Source organism: Rhodococcus sp. NPDC003383, from assembly GCF_053589115.1.
This window is the reverse complement of sequence record NZ_JBSFRG010000005.1, coordinates 45,653-62,254: the sequence shown is the minus strand read 5'-3', so window position 1 is coordinate 62,254 and position 16,602 is coordinate 45,653. Positions and strand designations below refer to the sequence as shown.

Here is a 16,602-nt window from a genome sequence, read left to right as displayed (position 1 = left end):
TACCTCAGAGCTGGTTGGCAACCTTCGCCAGAGCCGACTTCTTGTTGGCGGCCTGGTTCGGGTGGATGACACCCTTGCTGGCGGCCTTGTCGAGCTTGCGGCTGGTGGAGACGAGGAGCTCGGTGGCCTTGTCCTTGTCGCCGGCGGCCGCGGCCTCGCGGAAGGAACGGATCGCCGTGCGCAGCGAGGACTTGACCGACTGGTTGCGGAGTCGGTTGCGCTCGTTGGTGCGGATCCGCTTCACCTGGGACTTGATGTTGGCCACGCGTAAAATCCTGTCGTTTTGCTGGGTAGCTGGTCGGAAAGCTCTGGGTGCACCAAAGCGCACCGACGTACGACGATACCAGCGGGCCGCCGCAATGCCAAAAAGCGGTCGCGTTCGGGGCCCGAATATTTCGTTCCCGTTCCAAATGTTTCGCGGGCGTGACAAGTTTGTTTCCGATTCCGCACCCGGGCCGGACGTGTACGAACATTTCGGACATGAGCCGCCGCAACTCCACCCTCGACGCTGCCGGAACCGGGAAACGACGTCGATCGACGACCACCGACGTCTTCGACGGCTACCCGGACGCGGCCGCCGCCGGAGCGGCGTACGACGAGATGTTCGACGCGGACGGCCGTGTGCGAGCCCCGTACCGGCGCCTCGCGAAGATCCTCGAAGCGAAGGGACCGGAGGACCTCACCGCCCGCACCGAGGCGCTCGGCCGGGCGTTCACCGACCAGGGTGTGACCTTCTCCCTGTCCGGGCAGGAACGACCGTTCCCGCTCGACCTCGTGCCGCGGGTGATCGCCGCCGCCGAATGGACCAAGATCGAGCGAGGCGTCACCCAGCGGGTGCGGGCGCTCGAGATGTTCCTCCACGACGTGTACGGCGAGCAGCACATCCTCCGCGACCGCGTCGTGCCCAAACGGCTGGTGACCTCGTGTGAGCACTTCCACCGCGAAGCGGCCGGCATCGTGCCGCCGAACGGGGTGCGCATCCACGTCGCCGGGATCGACCTCATCCGCGACGAGACCGGCACCTTCCGGGTCCTCGAGGACAACCTGCGGTCCCCGTCGGGCGTGTCCTACGTCATGGAGAACCGTCGCGCAATGGCCCGGGTCGCTCCCGACCTGTTCCTCGAACACAGGGTCCGGCCCGTCGGCGAGTACGCGCTGCGCCTGCTGCGCGCACTGCGTGCCGCCGCGGCCCCCAACGCCGCCGACCCCACCGTCGTGGTGCTCACCCCCGGTGTCGCGAACTCCGCCTACTTCGAACACTCCCTCCTCGCCCGGCAGATGGGTGTCGAACTCGTCGAGGGCCGCGACCTGTTCTGCCGCGACAACATCGTCTACATGCGCACCACCGAAGGTGAGCGGCAGGTCGACGTCGTCTACCGCCGCATCGACGACGACTTCCTCGACCCGATGCAGTTCCGGCCCGACTCGGTGCTCGGTGTCGCCGGCATCCTCAATGCCGCCCGCGCGGGCAACGTCGTCATCTCGAGCGCTGTCGGCAACGGTGTCGGCGACGACAAGCTGATCTACACCTATGTGCCGGACATCATCGACTACTACCTCGGCGAGAAGCCGCTGCTCCCGAACGTCGACACCCTGCGGTGCTGGCTGGACGAGGAGCGTGAGGAGGTCCTCGACCGCATCGACGAACTGGTGATCAAACCGGTCGAGGGCTCCGGCGGCTACGGCATCGTGTTCGGCCCCGATGCCTCCGCCGCGGAACTGAAGACCATGGCCCGCAAGATCCGGGCCGACCCGCGCAGCTGGATCGCGCAGCCAGTCGTGCAGCTGTCGACCGTCCCCACCCGGGCAGGCGAGGCGCTCGCGCCGCGGCACGTGGACCTGCGGCCCTTCGCGGTCAACGACGGTGAGGACGTGTGGGTGCTGCCGGGCGGCCTGACCCGGGTCGCGCTGCCCGAAGGGTCGCTGGTGGTCAACTCCAGCCAGGGCGGCGGCAGCAAGGACACGTGGGTGCTCGCGCCCCGCAGCTCGGGCGAGGAGAGCGAACTCGGTGGCGACCGGGTCGTCGCGGAACCGTTGCAGGTCGGATCCGTCGATCGCGGACCGGAACTGAGCGACACCCAGCAGCAACAACAACAGCAGCAACAGCAGAACGGGAGGGGGCATTGATGCTGGCGCGCAACGCGGAATCGCTGTTCTGGATCGGCCGCTACGTCGAGCGGGCCGACGACACGGCCCGGATCATGGACGTCGCGGTCCACCAGCTTCTCGAGGACTCGACGGTCGATCCCGACAAGACGTGCCGCCGGCTGCTGCGTGTTCTCGGGTTCGACGAGCCTGCCGGTGCCCTGGACGTGCAGTCCGTCGTCGACCTCGTGGCGTTCGGACGCGACGGCGGCACGTCGATCGCGTCGACGATCGCCGCCGCACGGGAAAACGCCCGCGGCGCGCGCGAGGTCACGTCCACGGAGATGTGGCAGTGCCTCAACACCACCTACAACGGTCTCGCCGAACGTGAACGCGCGTCGAAACGCCTCGGCCCGCACGAGTTCTTCCGCTACATCGAGGAACGTGCCGCGATGTTCGCGGGCCTGGCCGACAGCACTCTGTGCCGCGACGACGGCTACCGATTCCTGCTGCTGGGCCGGTCCATCGAACGCGTCGACATGACCGTGCGCCTGCTGCTGTCGCGGGCCGGCGACCGTCCGACCTCCCCGACCTGGGCGACGGTGCTGCGTTCGGCGGGCGGGCACGACACCTACCTGCGCACCTATCGGGGGGCGCTCGACGCGGGCCGCATCGTCGAGTTCATGCTGCTCGACCGGCTGTTCCCGCGCTCGGTATTCAGCGCGATCCAGGAGGCCGAACGCTGCCTGGCCGAACTCGACTCCTCCGACAACCGGCTCGGAGCCGGGAACGCGGCGCAGCGCCTGCTCGGGCGGGCCCGCAGCGAACTCGAATTCCTCGAGCCGGGGGTGCTCGTGGAGGAACTCGCCGAGCGTCTGCTGATGCTGCAGGACATGTGCCGGCAGGTCGGTGACGCGATTGCGCGTCAGTTCTTCCACTCCGCCCCTTGGGTGGCGTGGATCGATGCGAGGGCCGTGGAACTCGACCGCGTGCCGGTGGAAGGAGAACTGTGAGCTGGCGGATGCGCGTGGTGCACACCACGGGATACGGCTACGACGGGCCGGTGACCTCGTCGTACAACGAGGCTCGTCTCACGCCGCGGTCGGACGGCCGGCAGACGGTGATCCTGTCCCGCGTCGACACCACACCGGCGACACGGGCCTACCGCTACACCGACTACTGGGGCAGCGGGGTCACCGCCTTCGACCTGCACGCCCCGCACACCTCGCTCGACGTCACGGGCCTGTCCGTCGTCGAAACCGAGGTGTCGGGACCGCCCGAGACCGTGGTCGATTGGGACGAACTGCGTTCGGAACCGATCCGCGATCGGTTCGACGAACTGCTGGTGCCGACGGTGTTCGTGCCCGCGGACAAGAACCTCGCCAAGGTCGCGCGCGGCCTGGCCCGCGGACTCGACCCGGTCTCGGCGGTGTTCGCCGCCGCGCAGTGGGTGCACGAGGAGATGAACTACGTGCCGGGCTCGACCGGGGTGCACACCTCGGCCGTCGAGGCGTACGCGGACCGCAGCGGCGTGTGCCAGGACTATGCGCACCTGACGCTGTTGTTGCTGCGCGCCATGGACATTCCCGCGCGGTACGTGTCGGGATACCTGCATCCGCAGGTCGACGCCGAGATCGGGGTGACCGCCGCAGGAGAGTCCCACGCGTGGATCGAGGCGTGGACCGGGGCGTGGTGGGGTTACGACCCGACCAACCTGTCGTTCATCGGTGAACAGCACGTTTCGGTCGGGGTAGGACGGGATTACGCGGACGTGCCGCCGCTCAAGGGCATCTACACCGGCGGCGGCGCCACGGCGCACGAGGTTGTTGTCGAGGTCACCCGGCTTGCGTAATGTGCCGGACGCAGGGGGAAGTCGAACCGACTCGGATCGGCCCCACGGGGCCGCGAACCTCTAGGTGGTCCCATGACGTCCCAACACGAGACAGCCCAGGAATACGTCGAGACGGAACCGTTCTCGGACGTCAAGAAGTTCGTGGCGGAAGGGATCGGCACGTTCGTGCTGGTGTTCTCCGCCGTCGGCACGGCGGTGTTCGCCGGGGCGAAGGTCGGCAATCTCGGTGTCGCGCTGGCATTCGGCCTCACGCTGCTGTTCCTCGTCTACACGATCGGCCCGATCTCGGGCTGCCACGTCAATCCCGCAGTCACCGTGGGCCAGTTGATCGTCGGCCACATCACCGCGGCGCGTGCCGTCGGCTACTGGGTCGCGCAGTTCATCGGCGGTCTGCTCGCCGGTGTGGTGATCTACACGATCGCGCAGTCGCTTCCGTCCTACGACCGCACCGTGGACGGTCTCGGTGCCAACGGCTGGGGTGCGCACAGTCCGTCGGCGATCACCGGCCCGCTCGGTGGGGTGCTGGAGGAGGGTTACGGCCTCGGCGCCACGATCCTGATCGAGGTGCTGCTCACCGCGCTGCTGGTGTTCGTGGTGCTCTCGGCCACCGATCAGGTGTCGGACGTGCTCATGGCCGGTGTCGCGATCGGTTTCACCCTCGTGGTGATCCACCTGATCGCGATCCCGATCGACAACACCTCGGTCAACCCGGCGCGCAGCCTCGCGGTCGCGCCCTACCAGGTCGGTGCGCTCGGCCAGTTGTGGGTGTTCATCGTGTTCCCGCTGATCGGCGGTGCGCTGGGCGCGCTGGTCTACCGGCTGCTGTTCGGCAACACCCGCGGCCTGCGCGCGTAACGCGCGACCGCTGTCTCGCTGCGCTCCGGCTTCACTGCCAGCCGAAGTCGGAGCGCAGGCGGGCGGCGACCGCGTCGAACCGCCTGCGGTCCAGGATCGCGCCTTCGCGCCGGATGCCTTCCTCGGGGACATCGAGAACCCGGTCGAGCCGAACCCAGCTCGGCCGGTTCTCGGCGTCCCAGGCGCCCGGGCCCAGTGCGAGCCAGTCGCGGTGCCCGTCGCGGTCGCTGTTCGACGAGAGCATCAGACCGAGCAGCGTCGAGCCGTTGCGGCCGACGACGAGAACGGGCCGGTCCTTGCCCTGGCTCGCGTCCTCCTCGTAGGCGACCCACGTCCACACGATCTCACCGGGATCGGCGCGACCGTCGAGGTCGGGCGCATAGTCGATGCGCCGCGCCCGGTGCGCGGTGGGTGCGCTGCGCGAGGTCACCGGCCGGCCGGGTGTGGGGGCGGGCCGACGGGTCTGCGCCGAGCCGCCGAGTGCGGTGCGTGCTCTGCCCTCAGCCACGATGCGGGCCTTGTCCAAGGCACCGGATCGCTGCAGTTGCTCGAGCAGCCGAGGACCCTGCTCGACCGCCAGCTTGCCCAGTTGCTTTCCGAGTTTCTTCCACGTACCAGCCACGGTCGCCGAGCTTAGCGGCGCCGCGGCGGCAGCGTCCGTGGCGGCAGGTCAACGGCCCTTACGGCGCGTACGGGCCTCGAGGATGCCGATGATGGCGTCGGCGAGGGGGCCGTCCTGGCCGGCGACGGCCTGCTCGAGGTCCTCGATCATGGCGGCCGTGACTCGGGTCTGTTTGAGGTGTTGGCCGGCGACGAATTCGTGGGTCATGAGTTGGGTGTCGAGGTCGTCGATCTTGGCGAGGAGCTGGTCGAGCTCGGCGACGGTGATCTCGACGGTGCCGAACTCGGCGAGCTCCCCGAGACCGGCTTCGGTGGCGCGCTGGGCCGCGAGGTCGCGGCGGGCGCGCAGGCCGGCGAGGAGGCGGTCGAAGGCGGGGGTGTCGTCGCTGTACACGACCTCGAGCGTAGGGCCCGGAGCGGGCCGACGGTCGTTGCACACGCCCGGCGCGGTCGGGAGCACTACGCTGCGCAGGTGATTCTCGAACACGCACCGCTGCAGGTGAAACCGGGCATGTCCACCGAGTTCGAAGCAGCCTTCGCTCAGGCCCGGCAGATCATCGCCCGGATGCCCGGCTTCCGCCGGCTGAGCCTGTCCCGCTGCATCGAACGGCCCGGCGCCTACCTGCTGCTCGTCGAATGGGACACCCTCGAGGACCACACCGAGGGATTTCGCGGATCGGCGGACTACCAGCAGTGGCGTCGGCTGCTGCACCACTTCTACGACCCGTTCCCGACCGTCGAACACTACGAGCAGGTCGACGCCTGACACAGACGTGCCCGTCATGACGGTTGGTGTATCGGAATACCGGTACACCAACCGTCGTTTCGGGCGGTATCGACCGAACCGGACGGCTCGTCAGGCGCGGCTCGGGACCCGGCCGGTGGTGGCGGTCGAGAGCACTGCCCTGAACCCGGTCGTCACCTCGTCGGCGAGCGCCTCGTCCACGCCGTCCTCGAGAGCGTCGAGGATGCGGGAGACGACGACGGCGGGGTCGGACTTGGGGACGTCGAGGTGCGCGATCATCGGGGTGTCGGTGTAGGCGAGATGAGCGCCGACCACCTGGGTTCCCTGTCCCGCCAACTCGAGCCGCAGCGTGTTCGTCAGACCCCAGAACGCGGCCTTGGACGGGCTGTACGCCCCGGGCGCCGCCAGCCAGCTCAGCACCGAGTGCACGTCGATCACGGCGCCGCCGCCGCGCCGCGCCAGGGTGGGCGCGACGGCGCGGACGAGTTCGAGCGGCCCGAAGACATTGGTCTCGAACGTGGCCCGGATCTCGTCGATCGGGGAGGTGAGCAGCGAGGATGCACCGGTGATCCCCGCGTTGTTCACGACCACATCCACATCGGTCGCCGCGGCGGCCGCCGCCCGGATCGAATCGGGGTCGGTGACGTCGAGGTGGATCGGGACGACGCGTTCGTCGTGCCAGTCGTGATCGCGCCGCGCTGCGGCGTACACGCGGTGAGCTCCGCGAGCGAGGAACTGGCGGACGAACTCCCGGCCCAGCCCTCCGGTTGCGCCCGTAACGAGCACGGTGCGTCCTTGGATGTTCATGATTCGTTCCTTCGGTGGGTCGGTAGTTTCGGTGGTCACAGCCGTTCGATGACGGTGGCGTTCGCCAATCCTCCGGCCTCGCACATCGTCTGGAGTCCGAAGCGACCGCCGCGCTCATGCAGTGCGTGAATCAGCGTGGTCGTCAGGCGGGCGCCGCTGGCCCCGAGCGGGTGCCCGAGCGCGATGGCACCGCCGTGGACGTTCACCTTGTTCAGGTCTGCGCCGGTCTCCTGAGCCCAGGCGAGCACCACCGACGCGAACGCCTCGTTGACCTCGAACAGGTCGATGTCGTCGAGGGTCAGTCCGGCGCGCGCCAGCACCTTGCGGGTGGCGGGAACGACGGCGGTCAGCATCAGCAGCGGGTCGTCCCCGGCGACCGCGACGCTGTGCACCCGGGCGAGCGGCGTCAGCCCGAGCTGTGCGGCCCGCTCGCTCGTGGTGACCAGCAGCGCCGCGCTGCCGTCGGTGACCTGACTGGCGTTGGCGGCCGTCACGTTCCACTCGATCCGCGGGAACCTGCGCGCCATCGCCTCGTCGAAGTAGGCGGGACGCAACCCGGCCAGGGTTTCCAGGGTGCTGCCGACGCGGATGCCTTCGTCGGTGCGAACCTCGCCGACGGGGCTGATCTCCGCGTCGAACAGACCGTTCTTCGTGGCGGTCGCCGCCCTCGCGTGGCTGCCGAGCGCGAACTCGTCCATCTGCGTGCGGGAGATGCCCCAGCGCGCGGCGATCAGCTCGGCGCTGATGCCCTGGGGCACCAGGCCGTCGGGGTAGCGTTCGGCGAACGCGACGCCGCTCGGATCGGTCGTCCCGAGCATGCTCGATCCCATCGGCACCCGGCTCATCGACTCGACCCCGGCCGCAACGGCGATGTCGTATGCGCCGGCGATCACTCCCTGTGCCGCGAAGTGCAACGCCTGCTGGCTGCTGCCGCACTGCCGGTCGACGGTGGTGGCCGGCACCGATTCCGGATACCCGGCGGCGAGTGCCGCGCGCCGGGTGACGTTGGCGCCCTGCTCGCCGACGGTGCTGACGACGCCGCCGATCACGTCGTCGATCAGGTTCGGGTCGACGCCGCTGCGGTCGACGACGGCGCGGAGGCTGTGGGCCATCAGGTCCACGGGGTGCACGTCGTGCAGCGCACCGGTTTCCCGGCCCCGGCCCAGGGGACTGCGGACGGCCTCGACGATCACTGCGTCTCTCATCGGAGTCCTTCTCGTTCGTGAGCGCCGGGTCGGATCCCGGACGCTCGGTCTGCTGACTGCAACCATCTAGCTATGCAAAACCATACCCAGCAACGACGGATCTGACTATAGCGGCCGAAAGTCAGTATTCTGAGGGCATGGCGATGAAGCTCGAAGGACCCCTCGCGGACCGGTCGGCGTGGGAAACCGGTGAGCACTGCTCGATCAGCCGCGCGATGCGGATCGTCGGAACCCGATCCGCGATGCTGCTACTGCGGGAGGCGTACTACGGCACCACCCGGTTCGACGACTTCGCGCAGCGGGTGGGCATCACCGAGGCCGTCGCCTCGGCGCGGCTGAAGGAACTCGTCGAAGCCGGATTGCTCGCCAAGAGCCCGTACCGGGAACCGGGGCAGCGCACGCGCTACGAATACGTGCTCACCGACATGGGCCGTGATCTGCTGCCCGCAGTGCTCGCGCTCATGCAGTGGGGCGACAAGTATCTGCACGACGACGGCGGACCGCTGCAGCTCGTCGAGGACGCCACGAGCGCGCCGGTCCGGGTGCAGATCCGCAGCGAGGACGGCCACGAGGTCGGGCTCGACGATCTGCGCGTGCGCATCAACCGCCACGGCAAACGGGACGCCCCGAAGCCGTCTGCGTCCTGAGCGAAGTACCGAGCAGAGTCTCGGGCGGACCCCGCCGCGACCCTGGATGTGCCTGCCGAGCGGGGTCCGGGGGATGATGGGAAGGCGCGGATCGTGGCTGATGCGATCCTGTAGCGGGACGAGAACGGGACCGGTCGCGACGACCCGGTCGGTGTCGGTGTGCGAGTGAGACGAGGGAACAAGGCTTGAGCAGCAACTTTGCGGAAAAGACGTTCACGGATCCGTCGAAGATCCGGAACTTCTGCATCATCGCGCACATCGACCACGGCAAATCCACCCTCGCCGACCGGATGCTGCAGCTCACCGGTGTCGTCGAGGAACGCGCGATGCGCGCGCAGTACCTCGACCGGATGGACATCGAGCGCGAACGCGGCATCACCATCAAGGCACAGAACGTGCGGCTGCCCTGGAAGGTCGGCGACGAAGAGTACGTCATGCACCTGATCGACACGCCCGGGCACGTCGACTTCACCTACGAGGTGTCCCGCGCGCTCGAAGCCTGTGAGGGCGCGGTGCTGCTCGTCGACGCGGCGCAGGGCATCGAGGCACAGACCCTCGCGAACCTCTACCTCGCGCTCGACAAGGACCTGACGATCATCCCGGTCCTCAACAAGATCGACCTGCCCGCCGCCGATCCCGACCGCTACGCCGCGGAGATCGCCAACATCATCGGCTGCGAACCCGACGACGTGCTGCGCGTGTCCGGCAAGACCGGTGTGGGTGTGGCGGAACTGCTCGACGAGGTGATCCGGCAGGTCCCGCCGCCCGTCGGGGACCCGGACGCGCCGGCCCGCGCCATGATCTTCGACTCGGTGTACGACACCTACCGCGGTGTCGTCACGTACGTTCGTGTCGTCGACGGCAAGATCGTGCCGCGCGAGAAGATCAAGATGATGTCGACCGGTGCGACCCACGAACTGCTGGAGGTCGGCATCGTCTCGCCCGAACCGAAGGCGACGGCCGGTCTCGGCGTCGGCGAGGTGGGCTACCTCATCACCGGCGTGAAGGACGTGCGCCAGTCGAAGGTCGGCGACACCGTGACGACCGCGCGCAACGGCGCGACCGAACCGCTCACCGGCTACCGCGAGCCGCGCCCGATGGTCTACTCGGGTCTGTACCCGGTGGACGGCTCCGACTACCCGGACCTGCGCGATGCCCTCGACAAGCTGCAGCTCAACGACGCGGCGCTGACCTACGAGCCGGAGACCTCCGTCGCGCTCGGCTTCGGCTTCCGCTGCGGCTTCCTCGGCCTGCTGCACATGGAGATCACCCGCGAACGGCTCGAGCGTGAGTTCGGCCTCGACCTGATCTCGACGGCACCGAACGTCGTGTACCGCGTCGTCCTCGAGGGCGGCCAGGAACACATCGTCACCAACCCGTCCTACTGGCCCGAGGGCAAGGCCCGCGAGATCTACGAGCCGATCGTCAAATGCACGATCATCGCGCCGAGCGAGTTCATCGGCTCGATCATGGAGCTGTGCCAGAGCCGCCGCGGCGAGCTCGGCGGCATGGACTACCTGTCCGAGACCCGCGTCGAGCTGCGCTACACGCTGCCGATGGCCGAGATCATCTTCGACTTCTTCGACTCGCTCAAGTCCCGGACCCGCGGCTACGCGAGCCTCGACTACGAGGAGGCCGGCGAGCAGCAGGCCGCGCTGGTGAAGGTCGACATCCTGCTGCAGGGCGAGGCTGTCGACGCGTTCAGCGCGATCGTGCACAAGGACGCCGCGGCCGCATACGGCAACAAGATGACCACGAAGCTCAAGGAGCTCATCCCGCGCCAGCAGTTCGAGGTGCCGGTGCAGGCCGCGATCGGATCGAAGATCATCGCGCGCGAGAACATCCGCGCCATCCGCAAGGACGTGCTCGCCAAGTGCTACGGCGGCGACATCAGCCGTAAGCGCAAGCTGCTCGAGAAGCAGAAGGAAGGCAAGAAGCGCATGAAGACGATCGGTCGCGTCGACGTGCCGCAGGAAGCGTTCGTCGCGGCGCTGTCGTCGGAGGCTGCATCCGACAAGCCCAAGAAGTAGCCCGAGAAGTAGGTCCGGCCGACGGAAGGAACCCACCGTGCTCGACACCTGGCTCACCCGTGAACTCGGAATCACTGTTCCGCTCGTCGGGGCGCCGATGGTGGGGCGGGCCGGTGGGGCCCTCGCCGGGGCGGTCACCCGCGCCGGCGGCATCGGCCTGATCGGCGCGGCCCGCTTCCACACCGCCGAGTGGCTCGAGGCCGAAGCGCAGACGGCGCGGGAGATCGGTGGGGGGCTGCTCGGGTTCGGCCTGATGACCTGGGCCCTGGCCGACGACGCCACGCTCCTCGGTACGGTGCTCGACCTGCGGCCGCGGGTGGTGTCGCTGTCGTTCGGCGATCCCGCGCCCTACGTGCAACGCGTGCACGACGCGGGGGCGCTGGCCATCTCGCAGATCAACTCGATCGACGATCTGCGGGTCGTCGAGGCGGCGGGAGTCGACGCGGTCGTCGCGCAGGGCCACGAGGCGGGCGGACACACCGGCCGGGTCGGCACGCTGCCGCTGCTGCAGGAGGTTCTCGAGTCGACGTCGCTGCCGGTGCTCGCGGCGGGCGGGATCGCATCGGGCCGCGGTCTGGCGGCGGTGCTCGCGGCCGGCGCCGAGGGAGCGTACGTCGGTACGGCCCTGCTGGCGAGTCCGGAGACCGTCGGGCCGGCCTATGCCCGGCAGAAGCTGGTCGACGCCGGCAGCGGCGACACCGTCTACACCGACATCTTCGACAAGGCGCGGCACATGCCGTGGCCGGAGCGGTGGGGCGGGCGTGCGCTCACCAACGACTTCACCGCGAACTGGCACGGTCGCGGCGCGGACGAGCAGACCCTCGCCGACGCGTACGTCGCCGACGATCCGGACGTCGGGGTCGTGTACGCGGGGGAGGCGGCCGGTCTCGTTCGGGAGCAGCGGCCGGCCGGGGACGTCGTCCGGGACATCGCGACGCAGACGGAGGCGCTGCTCGCCCGGTTCGGCAAGCAATAGCAGCTTCCGCGCTATGTAAGGTAGCCTTCCCTAAATTCGCGAGTACGGGGGAGGGCTTCATGAGGGTTCGATTCGCACTGGCCGCCGCCGTCGCGACCGTCCTCGTCGCAGGTTGTGCGAGCGACGAGGACACGACCGGGACGACCTCGGGGGAGTCCGTCACCGTCGAGCACGTCTACGGCACCACGGCCGTCGACGGCACCCCCGAGCGCATCGTCGCCACCTCCGGGCAGTGGGTCGATGCACTGCTCGAATTCGGGGTCCAGCCGGTGGCGTACCTCAGCGCCGGCAGCATGGGCGACGAGCGCGGCCTGTTCCCGTGGCAGCAGGACGTCGCCGCCGACGCGGTCGCACTCGACGCCGCCTCCCTCCTGACCGGCGGCGACCTCCCCGTCGAGCAGATCGCTTCGCTGCAACCCGATCTCGTACTCGGATCGTGGCTCGTCGATTCCGAGGCGGATTTCGACACGCTGTCCGCCGTCGCGCCGACGGTCGCGCCGCTCGGCGACACCGGCGTCGACCGCTGGGACGAGCAGGTCCGCGTGCTCGGCGAGATCCTCGGGCGCAGCGACGACGCGGAGAAGATCATCTCCGATCGTGAGGCCGAGATCGCGGAGGCCGCACTGCCGGGGCTCGCGGGCCGGACCGGGGTGCTGTCCCAGTATGTGGTCGGGCAGGGACAGTTCGTCGTCGTCGCGGACCCCGAGGACGGCGCTGCCGCGCTGTTCGAGCAGCTGGGCATGACGCTGCCGCCGTCGCTCGTGGAGGAGGCGGGGGTCGGCCAGGGCCGCCTGATGTTCAGCCCGGAGCGGGTCGACGCGCTCGTCGCGGATCTGCTGATCATCCTGCCGAACGGCGGAACCGAACAGGATCTGATGGCGCTGCCCGGCTTCGCCGATCTGCCCGCGGTCACCGGTGGGGGTCTCGCCGTCGTCGACTACCCGACCGTCGCCGCGTTCAACACGCCCTCGTCGCTGTCCATCGGCTACGCGCTCGACACGATCCGGCCGCAGCTCGAGGCGATCGCCGGCGCCTGAGATCAGGACGGGTGGAGATGGGCGGGGTGGAACGCGCCGGTCTGGATCTGCTCCTCCGCGCGGATGACGTGCACCACCGCGTTGATCTGGGCCAGGTGGGTGAACGCCTGCGGGAAGTTGCCCAGGTGACGGCCGGTGTGCGGATCGATCTCCTCGGCATAGAGTTCGAGCGGGCTGGCGAAGCCGAGCAACCGCTCGCACAGCGCGCGGGCCCGCTCCACCTCGCCGATCTCGACCAGTGCCGACACCAGCCAGAACGAACAGATCGTGAAGGTGCCCTCCTCGCCGGCAAGACCGTCGTCGGTGGTCTCGACCCGGTAGCGCAGCACCAGGCCGTGTTCGGTGAGTTCGTCGGCGATGGCGAGCACCGTCGCGCGGACCCGCGGATCGTCGGCCGGCAGGAACCGTAGCAGTGGAATCAGCAGCGCCGACGCATCCAGAGACGGATGCCCGTACCGCTGGGTGAACACCCCGCGTTCGTCGACGCCGTGCGCGAGGACGTCGGCCTTGATCTCGTCGGCCATCTTCTGCCACTGCATCGCGTAGCTCTTCTCGCCCTGCATCACAGCGAGTTTCGCGCCGCGGTCGAGGGCGACCCAGCACATCACCTTCGACGAGACGAAGTGCTGGGGTTCGCCGCGTACCTCCCAGATTCCGCGGTCGGGTTCCCGCCAGTGTTTCAACGCCTCCTCGACCTGGAGTTTCAGCAACGGCCACAGCGAATCGGGTACGTGCTCACGGGATTTGACGTGGAGGTAGACCGAATCGAGCATGGTGCCCCAGATGTCGTGCTGCGACTGGTGGTAGGCGCCGTTGCCGATCCGCACCGGCCTGGCCTCGTCGTAGCCGCACATATGGTTGAGTTCGGATTCCTCGAGGGTACGTTCCCCGCCGACCCCGTACATCACCTGGAGCGGACGGGGAACGCCGTGCTGGTCACGGCTCGCGTCGGAGATGAACGAGAAGAAGTCGTCGGCCTCCCGGTCGAGTCCCAGCGTGTACAGGCCCCACAGAGCGAACGTCGAATCACGCACCCACGCGTAGCGGTAGTCCCAGTTGCGTTCACCGCCGGGAGTTTCCGGCAGCGAGGTGGTCGACGCCGCGAGCAGTGCCCCGGTCGGCGCGTAGGTCAGGCCCTTCAACGTCAGCGCACTGCGCTGCAGATAGCTGCGCCACGGATGATCCGGGAATCGGCCCGTGGTGATCCACTCGCGCCAGAAGTCTGCGGTGGCAGCCATTTTCGCGGCCGCCTCCGCGAACGTCTTCGGAGCCGGGTGGTCGGACCACGACAGGGCCACGAACACACTGTCACCCTTGTACATCCGGGTGCGAGCGCGCGCCTCACGTCCTTCGAGACCCAGGCGCATATCGGTCGTCAGGCGAAGTTCCGGATGCGAACCGGCCGTTTCCGGCCGGCAGCGCGCGGTCGCCTCCTCGTACACCTTGCCGGTGTACTCCCACATCGTGGACTCCCGGTTGTAGTCGAACGCAGGCTCGCAGCTCATCTCGAACTCCACGGTGCCGCTCACGCAGCGGATCGTGCGCAGCAACACGTGCTCGGCATCCCAGTCCGGCGGCGTCCGGCGATGCGTGCGCGACCGGTCGTCGACCGCGTGCCACGGACCCATCACCAGCGCGTCGCGTACCACGATCCAGCCGGTCTCGGTCTGCCAGGTGGTCTCGAGAATCAGCCCACCGGGAAGGTAGCGGCGCGCTGCGGGCACGGTGTGTCCGTGCGGGCCGATCCGGAAATGCCCCGCGCTGCGGTCGAGGATCGAACCGAACACGCTCGGCGAATCCGGCCGGGGCAGGCACATCCACTCGACGGCGCCGTTGCGGGCGACCAGGCAGGTCGTCTCGCAGTCCGACAGGAACGCGTAGTCGTCGATCGGCGGATACGGGCTCCGGTGGAGTATCGGCGGCGGCCGGTCGTCGGGATCGGGGTCGTCGAAGTCGATCGTGGCTCCCATCACACAATTCTCGGTCCGGCGCGCTCCGCCTGCACGGGGAACGGCCGAGGATTCGGTGGTCGTGGAGCCGCCGTCTAAGGTGGGTGCGTGGACCGGGTGGCATCGTGGTGGGACGGATTCGAGCTGTGGCTCGCCGGACTGTCCTTCGTGCCGCAGGCCGCATTGGTACTGCTCGTGATGGTGCCGCTGTGCGCCGGCGCGGCCTGGCTGCTCGACCGCGTTCTCGCAGGGGTGTTCGCGGCCGTCGGACGCCGCGAACACGATGTGCCCGTCCCCGCCACGACCGAACCGACGACGAAGGACCGCTGACATGCCGCGCTCACGCGTGACCCTGGCGCTGATCGCGCTGCTCGCCATCGTCGTCGTCGCCTGGTTTCTCACCCGCTGACCGCGCGGTCGGGCATGATCGGCGGCTCTGCTAGAGTCTCCGGCGTGTCCGTAACCACACTGCCCCGCGTGCGCCACGAGCTGGCGCTGATCGCTGTCGGCAGCTTGTCGGTTGCCGACGTCAGCTGTTGTCGCTGATCGATCCTTCCCGACCCGCGGCATCGCCGCACCGGCTTCCGGGCAATCTCGATCGATCTTCCGTGTGCCGATCCCCGGTATCCGCCGGACGCCTCGGGTAGTGCGCACGGAGCCTTCCGGTGCCGATTTCTGCGGGTCACCACCTCCGTACACCGCTCTTGTAGGAAGGCCCCTGTCCCATGAAGAAACGTTCTGCCCTCGTGTTCGCGGCCCTCGCGGCAGCCACCGCGACCGCGCTGTCCGCTTGCGCGGGCGGCGCGAGCGACACCGTCGGCGGTGAGGACAGCGCGGCGGACGGCTCCGGCGGCACCGTCAACCTGTACGCCTACGCGGTCCCGAAGCCCGGCTTCGACCTGATCATCCCCGCTTTCAACGCCACCGAAGAGGGCGAGGGCGTTGCCTTCCAGCAGTCCTACGGCGCCTCCGGCGACCAGTCGCGCAAGGTCAAGGACGGTGCGGCCGCCGACTTCGTCAACTTCTCCGTCGAACCCGACATCACCCGCCTCGTCGACGCGGGTCTCGTCGACGCGGACTGGAACACCGGTGCCTACAACGGCATTCCCTTCGGCTCCGTCGTGACGATCGTGGTCCGCGAGGGCAACCCGAAGAACATCCAGGACTGGGACGACCTGCTCCAGCCGGGTCTCGAGGTCGTGACCCCCAATCCGTTCAGCTCGGGATCGGCCAAGTGGAACCTGCTCGCGCCGTACGCCGCGAAGAGCGAGGGCGGGGCCAACCCCCAGGCCGGCCTGGACTTCGTCAACCAGCTCGTGACCGAGCACGTCAAGATCCAGCCGAAGTCCGGCCGCGAAGCGACCGAGGCGTTCCTGCAGGGCTCCGGTGACGTTCTGCTCAGCTACGAGAACGAGGCCCTGTTCGCCGAACGCAACGGGGACCCCGTCGAGCACGTCACCCCGCCGGTCACGTTCAAGATCGAGAACCCGGCCGCGGTGCTGACGAACTCCCCGAACGCGGACAAGGCCCAGGCGTTCAACGACTACCTGTACACCACCGAGGCGCAGCGCCTGTGGGCGCAGGCCGGATTCCGTCCGGTCGACCCGGCCGTCGCCGAGGAGTTTGCGGCCGACTTCCCGCAGCCGCAGAAGCTGTGGACCATCGCAGACCTCGGCGGCTGGTCTGCCGTCGACGCCGACCTGTTCAAGCAGGGCACCGGCTCGATCGCCGTGATCTACGACAACGCCACGAAGTAGGCCCGTTCCGTGAGTACCACCGAGACACGCCCCGGG

The 16,602-nt window shown here is 68.8% G+C and carries 18 protein-coding genes; 12 read left to right on the top strand and 6 right to left on the bottom strand.

From position 1 onward, the window contains the following. Window positions 1-4: 4 nt before the first annotated feature. Entirely contained in the window at window positions 5-265 is a 261-nt protein-coding gene (rpsT, locus tag ACWDTS_RS06470; protein ID WP_420751961.1) for a 30S ribosomal protein S20, read from the bottom strand. Window positions 266-480: 215 nt separating this feature from the next. Between rpsT and ACWDTS_RS06465 the strand changes: the two genes are divergently transcribed. From ACWDTS_RS06465 to ACWDTS_RS06450, 4 genes are all read left to right on the top strand, one after another. Next, on the top strand, window positions 481-2,127 hold the full coding sequence (locus tag ACWDTS_RS06465; RefSeq protein ID WP_450108043.1) for a circularly permuted type 2 ATP-grasp protein: 1,647 nt from the start codon (window positions 481-483) through the stop codon (window positions 2,125-2,127). Then, window positions 2,127-3,098, top strand: coding sequence for an alpha-E domain-containing protein (locus ACWDTS_RS06460; protein ID WP_248673314.1), 972 nt, complete (start codon window positions 2,127-2,129; stop codon window positions 3,096-3,098). Before ACWDTS_RS06465 ends, ACWDTS_RS06460 begins: the two co-directional genes overlap by 1 nt. Before the next feature lie 8 nt (window positions 3,099-3,106). Then, a complete protein-coding gene (locus ACWDTS_RS06455; RefSeq protein WP_450108145.1) occupies window positions 3,107-3,937 on the top strand; it encodes a transglutaminase family protein in 831 nt (276 codons plus the stop codon). A gap of 72 nt (window positions 3,938-4,009) precedes the next feature. Further along, entirely contained in the window at window positions 4,010-4,792 is a 783-nt protein-coding gene (locus ACWDTS_RS06450) for an aquaporin (RefSeq protein WP_450117835.1), read from the top strand. 31 nt (window positions 4,793-4,823) lie between these two features. On the opposite strand, the gene ACWDTS_RS06445 is transcribed toward ACWDTS_RS06450, so the two are convergent. Next, window positions 4,824-5,414, bottom strand: a complete 591-nt coding sequence (locus tag ACWDTS_RS06445; protein WP_450117834.1) for a type II toxin-antitoxin system PemK/MazF family toxin — start codon at window positions 5,412-5,414, stop codon at window positions 4,824-4,826. Between the two features lie 48 nt (window positions 5,415-5,462). Further along, on the bottom strand, window positions 5,463-5,807 hold the full coding sequence (locus ACWDTS_RS06440) for a hypothetical protein (protein ID WP_450108045.1): 345 nt from the start codon (window positions 5,805-5,807) through the stop codon (window positions 5,463-5,465). Between the two features lie 78 nt (window positions 5,808-5,885). On the opposite strand from ACWDTS_RS06440, the gene ACWDTS_RS06435 reads away from it, so the two are divergent. Then, entirely contained in the window at window positions 5,886-6,179 is a 294-nt protein-coding gene (locus ACWDTS_RS06435) for an antibiotic biosynthesis monooxygenase family protein (RefSeq protein ID WP_450108046.1), read from the top strand. Window positions 6,180-6,269: 90 nt separating this feature from the next. Here ACWDTS_RS06435 and ACWDTS_RS06430 read toward each other — a convergent pair whose 3' ends face one another. Both ACWDTS_RS06430 and ACWDTS_RS06425 read right to left on the bottom strand, forming a co-directional pair. Then, window positions 6,270-6,965, bottom strand: coding sequence for an SDR family oxidoreductase (locus ACWDTS_RS06430; protein WP_450117833.1), 696 nt, complete (start codon window positions 6,963-6,965; stop codon window positions 6,270-6,272). 35 nt (window positions 6,966-7,000) lie between these two features. Beyond that, a complete protein-coding gene (locus tag ACWDTS_RS06425) occupies window positions 7,001-8,170 on the bottom strand; it encodes a thiolase family protein (RefSeq protein WP_450108048.1) in 1,170 nt (389 codons plus the stop codon). Window positions 8,171-8,307: 137 nt separating this feature from the next. On the opposite strand from ACWDTS_RS06425, the gene ACWDTS_RS06420 reads away from it, so the two are divergent. The 4 genes from ACWDTS_RS06420 (at window position 8,308) to ACWDTS_RS06405 (ending at window position 12,860) form a co-directional block, all read left to right on the top strand. After that, window positions 8,308-8,817: a winged helix-turn-helix transcriptional regulator gene (locus ACWDTS_RS06420; RefSeq protein ID WP_450108049.1), complete on the top strand. Its 510-nt coding sequence runs from the start codon at window positions 8,308-8,310 to the stop codon at window positions 8,815-8,817. Window positions 8,818-9,002: 185 nt separating this feature from the next. Then, window positions 9,003-10,847, top strand: coding sequence for a translation elongation factor 4 (gene lepA, locus ACWDTS_RS06415; protein WP_450117832.1), 1,845 nt, complete (start codon window positions 9,003-9,005; stop codon window positions 10,845-10,847). Window positions 10,848-10,884: 37 nt separating this feature from the next. Beyond that, window positions 10,885-11,823, top strand: a complete 939-nt coding sequence (locus tag ACWDTS_RS06410) for an NAD(P)H-dependent flavin oxidoreductase (RefSeq protein WP_450117831.1) — start codon at window positions 10,885-10,887, stop codon at window positions 11,821-11,823. Window positions 11,824-11,882: 59 nt separating this feature from the next. Further along, complete coding sequence (locus ACWDTS_RS06405; protein WP_450117830.1) at window positions 11,883-12,860, top strand: ABC transporter substrate-binding protein; 978 nt, start codon at window positions 11,883-11,885, stop codon at window positions 12,858-12,860. 2 nt (window positions 12,861-12,862) lie between these two features. Here the strand turns inward: ACWDTS_RS06405 and ACWDTS_RS06400 are convergent, their stop codons facing one another. After that, window positions 12,863-14,830 carry a glycoside hydrolase family 15 protein gene (locus ACWDTS_RS06400; RefSeq protein ID WP_450117829.1) on the bottom strand — a complete coding sequence of 656 codons (1,968 nt, stop codon included), beginning with the start codon at window positions 14,828-14,830 and terminating at the stop codon, window positions 12,863-12,865. 87 nt (window positions 14,831-14,917) lie between these two features. Between ACWDTS_RS06400 and ACWDTS_RS06395 the strand changes: the two genes are divergently transcribed. The 3 genes from ACWDTS_RS06395 (at window position 14,918) to ACWDTS_RS06385 (ending at window position 16,566) form a co-directional block, all read left to right on the top strand. Continuing rightward, complete coding sequence (locus tag ACWDTS_RS06395) at window positions 14,918-15,139, top strand: hypothetical protein (RefSeq protein ID WP_197252179.1); 222 nt, start codon at window positions 14,918-14,920, stop codon at window positions 15,137-15,139. 123 nt (window positions 15,140-15,262) lie between these two features. Next, window positions 15,263-15,355 (top strand): Ms4533A family Cys-rich leader peptide, encoded by a 93-nt coding sequence (locus tag ACWDTS_RS06390; protein ID WP_368862555.1) that lies wholly within the window; start codon window positions 15,263-15,265, stop codon window positions 15,353-15,355. 179 nt (window positions 15,356-15,534) lie between these two features. Beyond that, window positions 15,535-16,566 carry a sulfate ABC transporter substrate-binding protein gene (locus ACWDTS_RS06385; RefSeq protein WP_450117828.1) on the top strand — a complete coding sequence of 344 codons (1,032 nt, stop codon included), beginning with the start codon at window positions 15,535-15,537 and terminating at the stop codon, window positions 16,564-16,566. The last annotated feature ends 36 nt before the right edge of the window (window positions 16,567-16,602 follow it).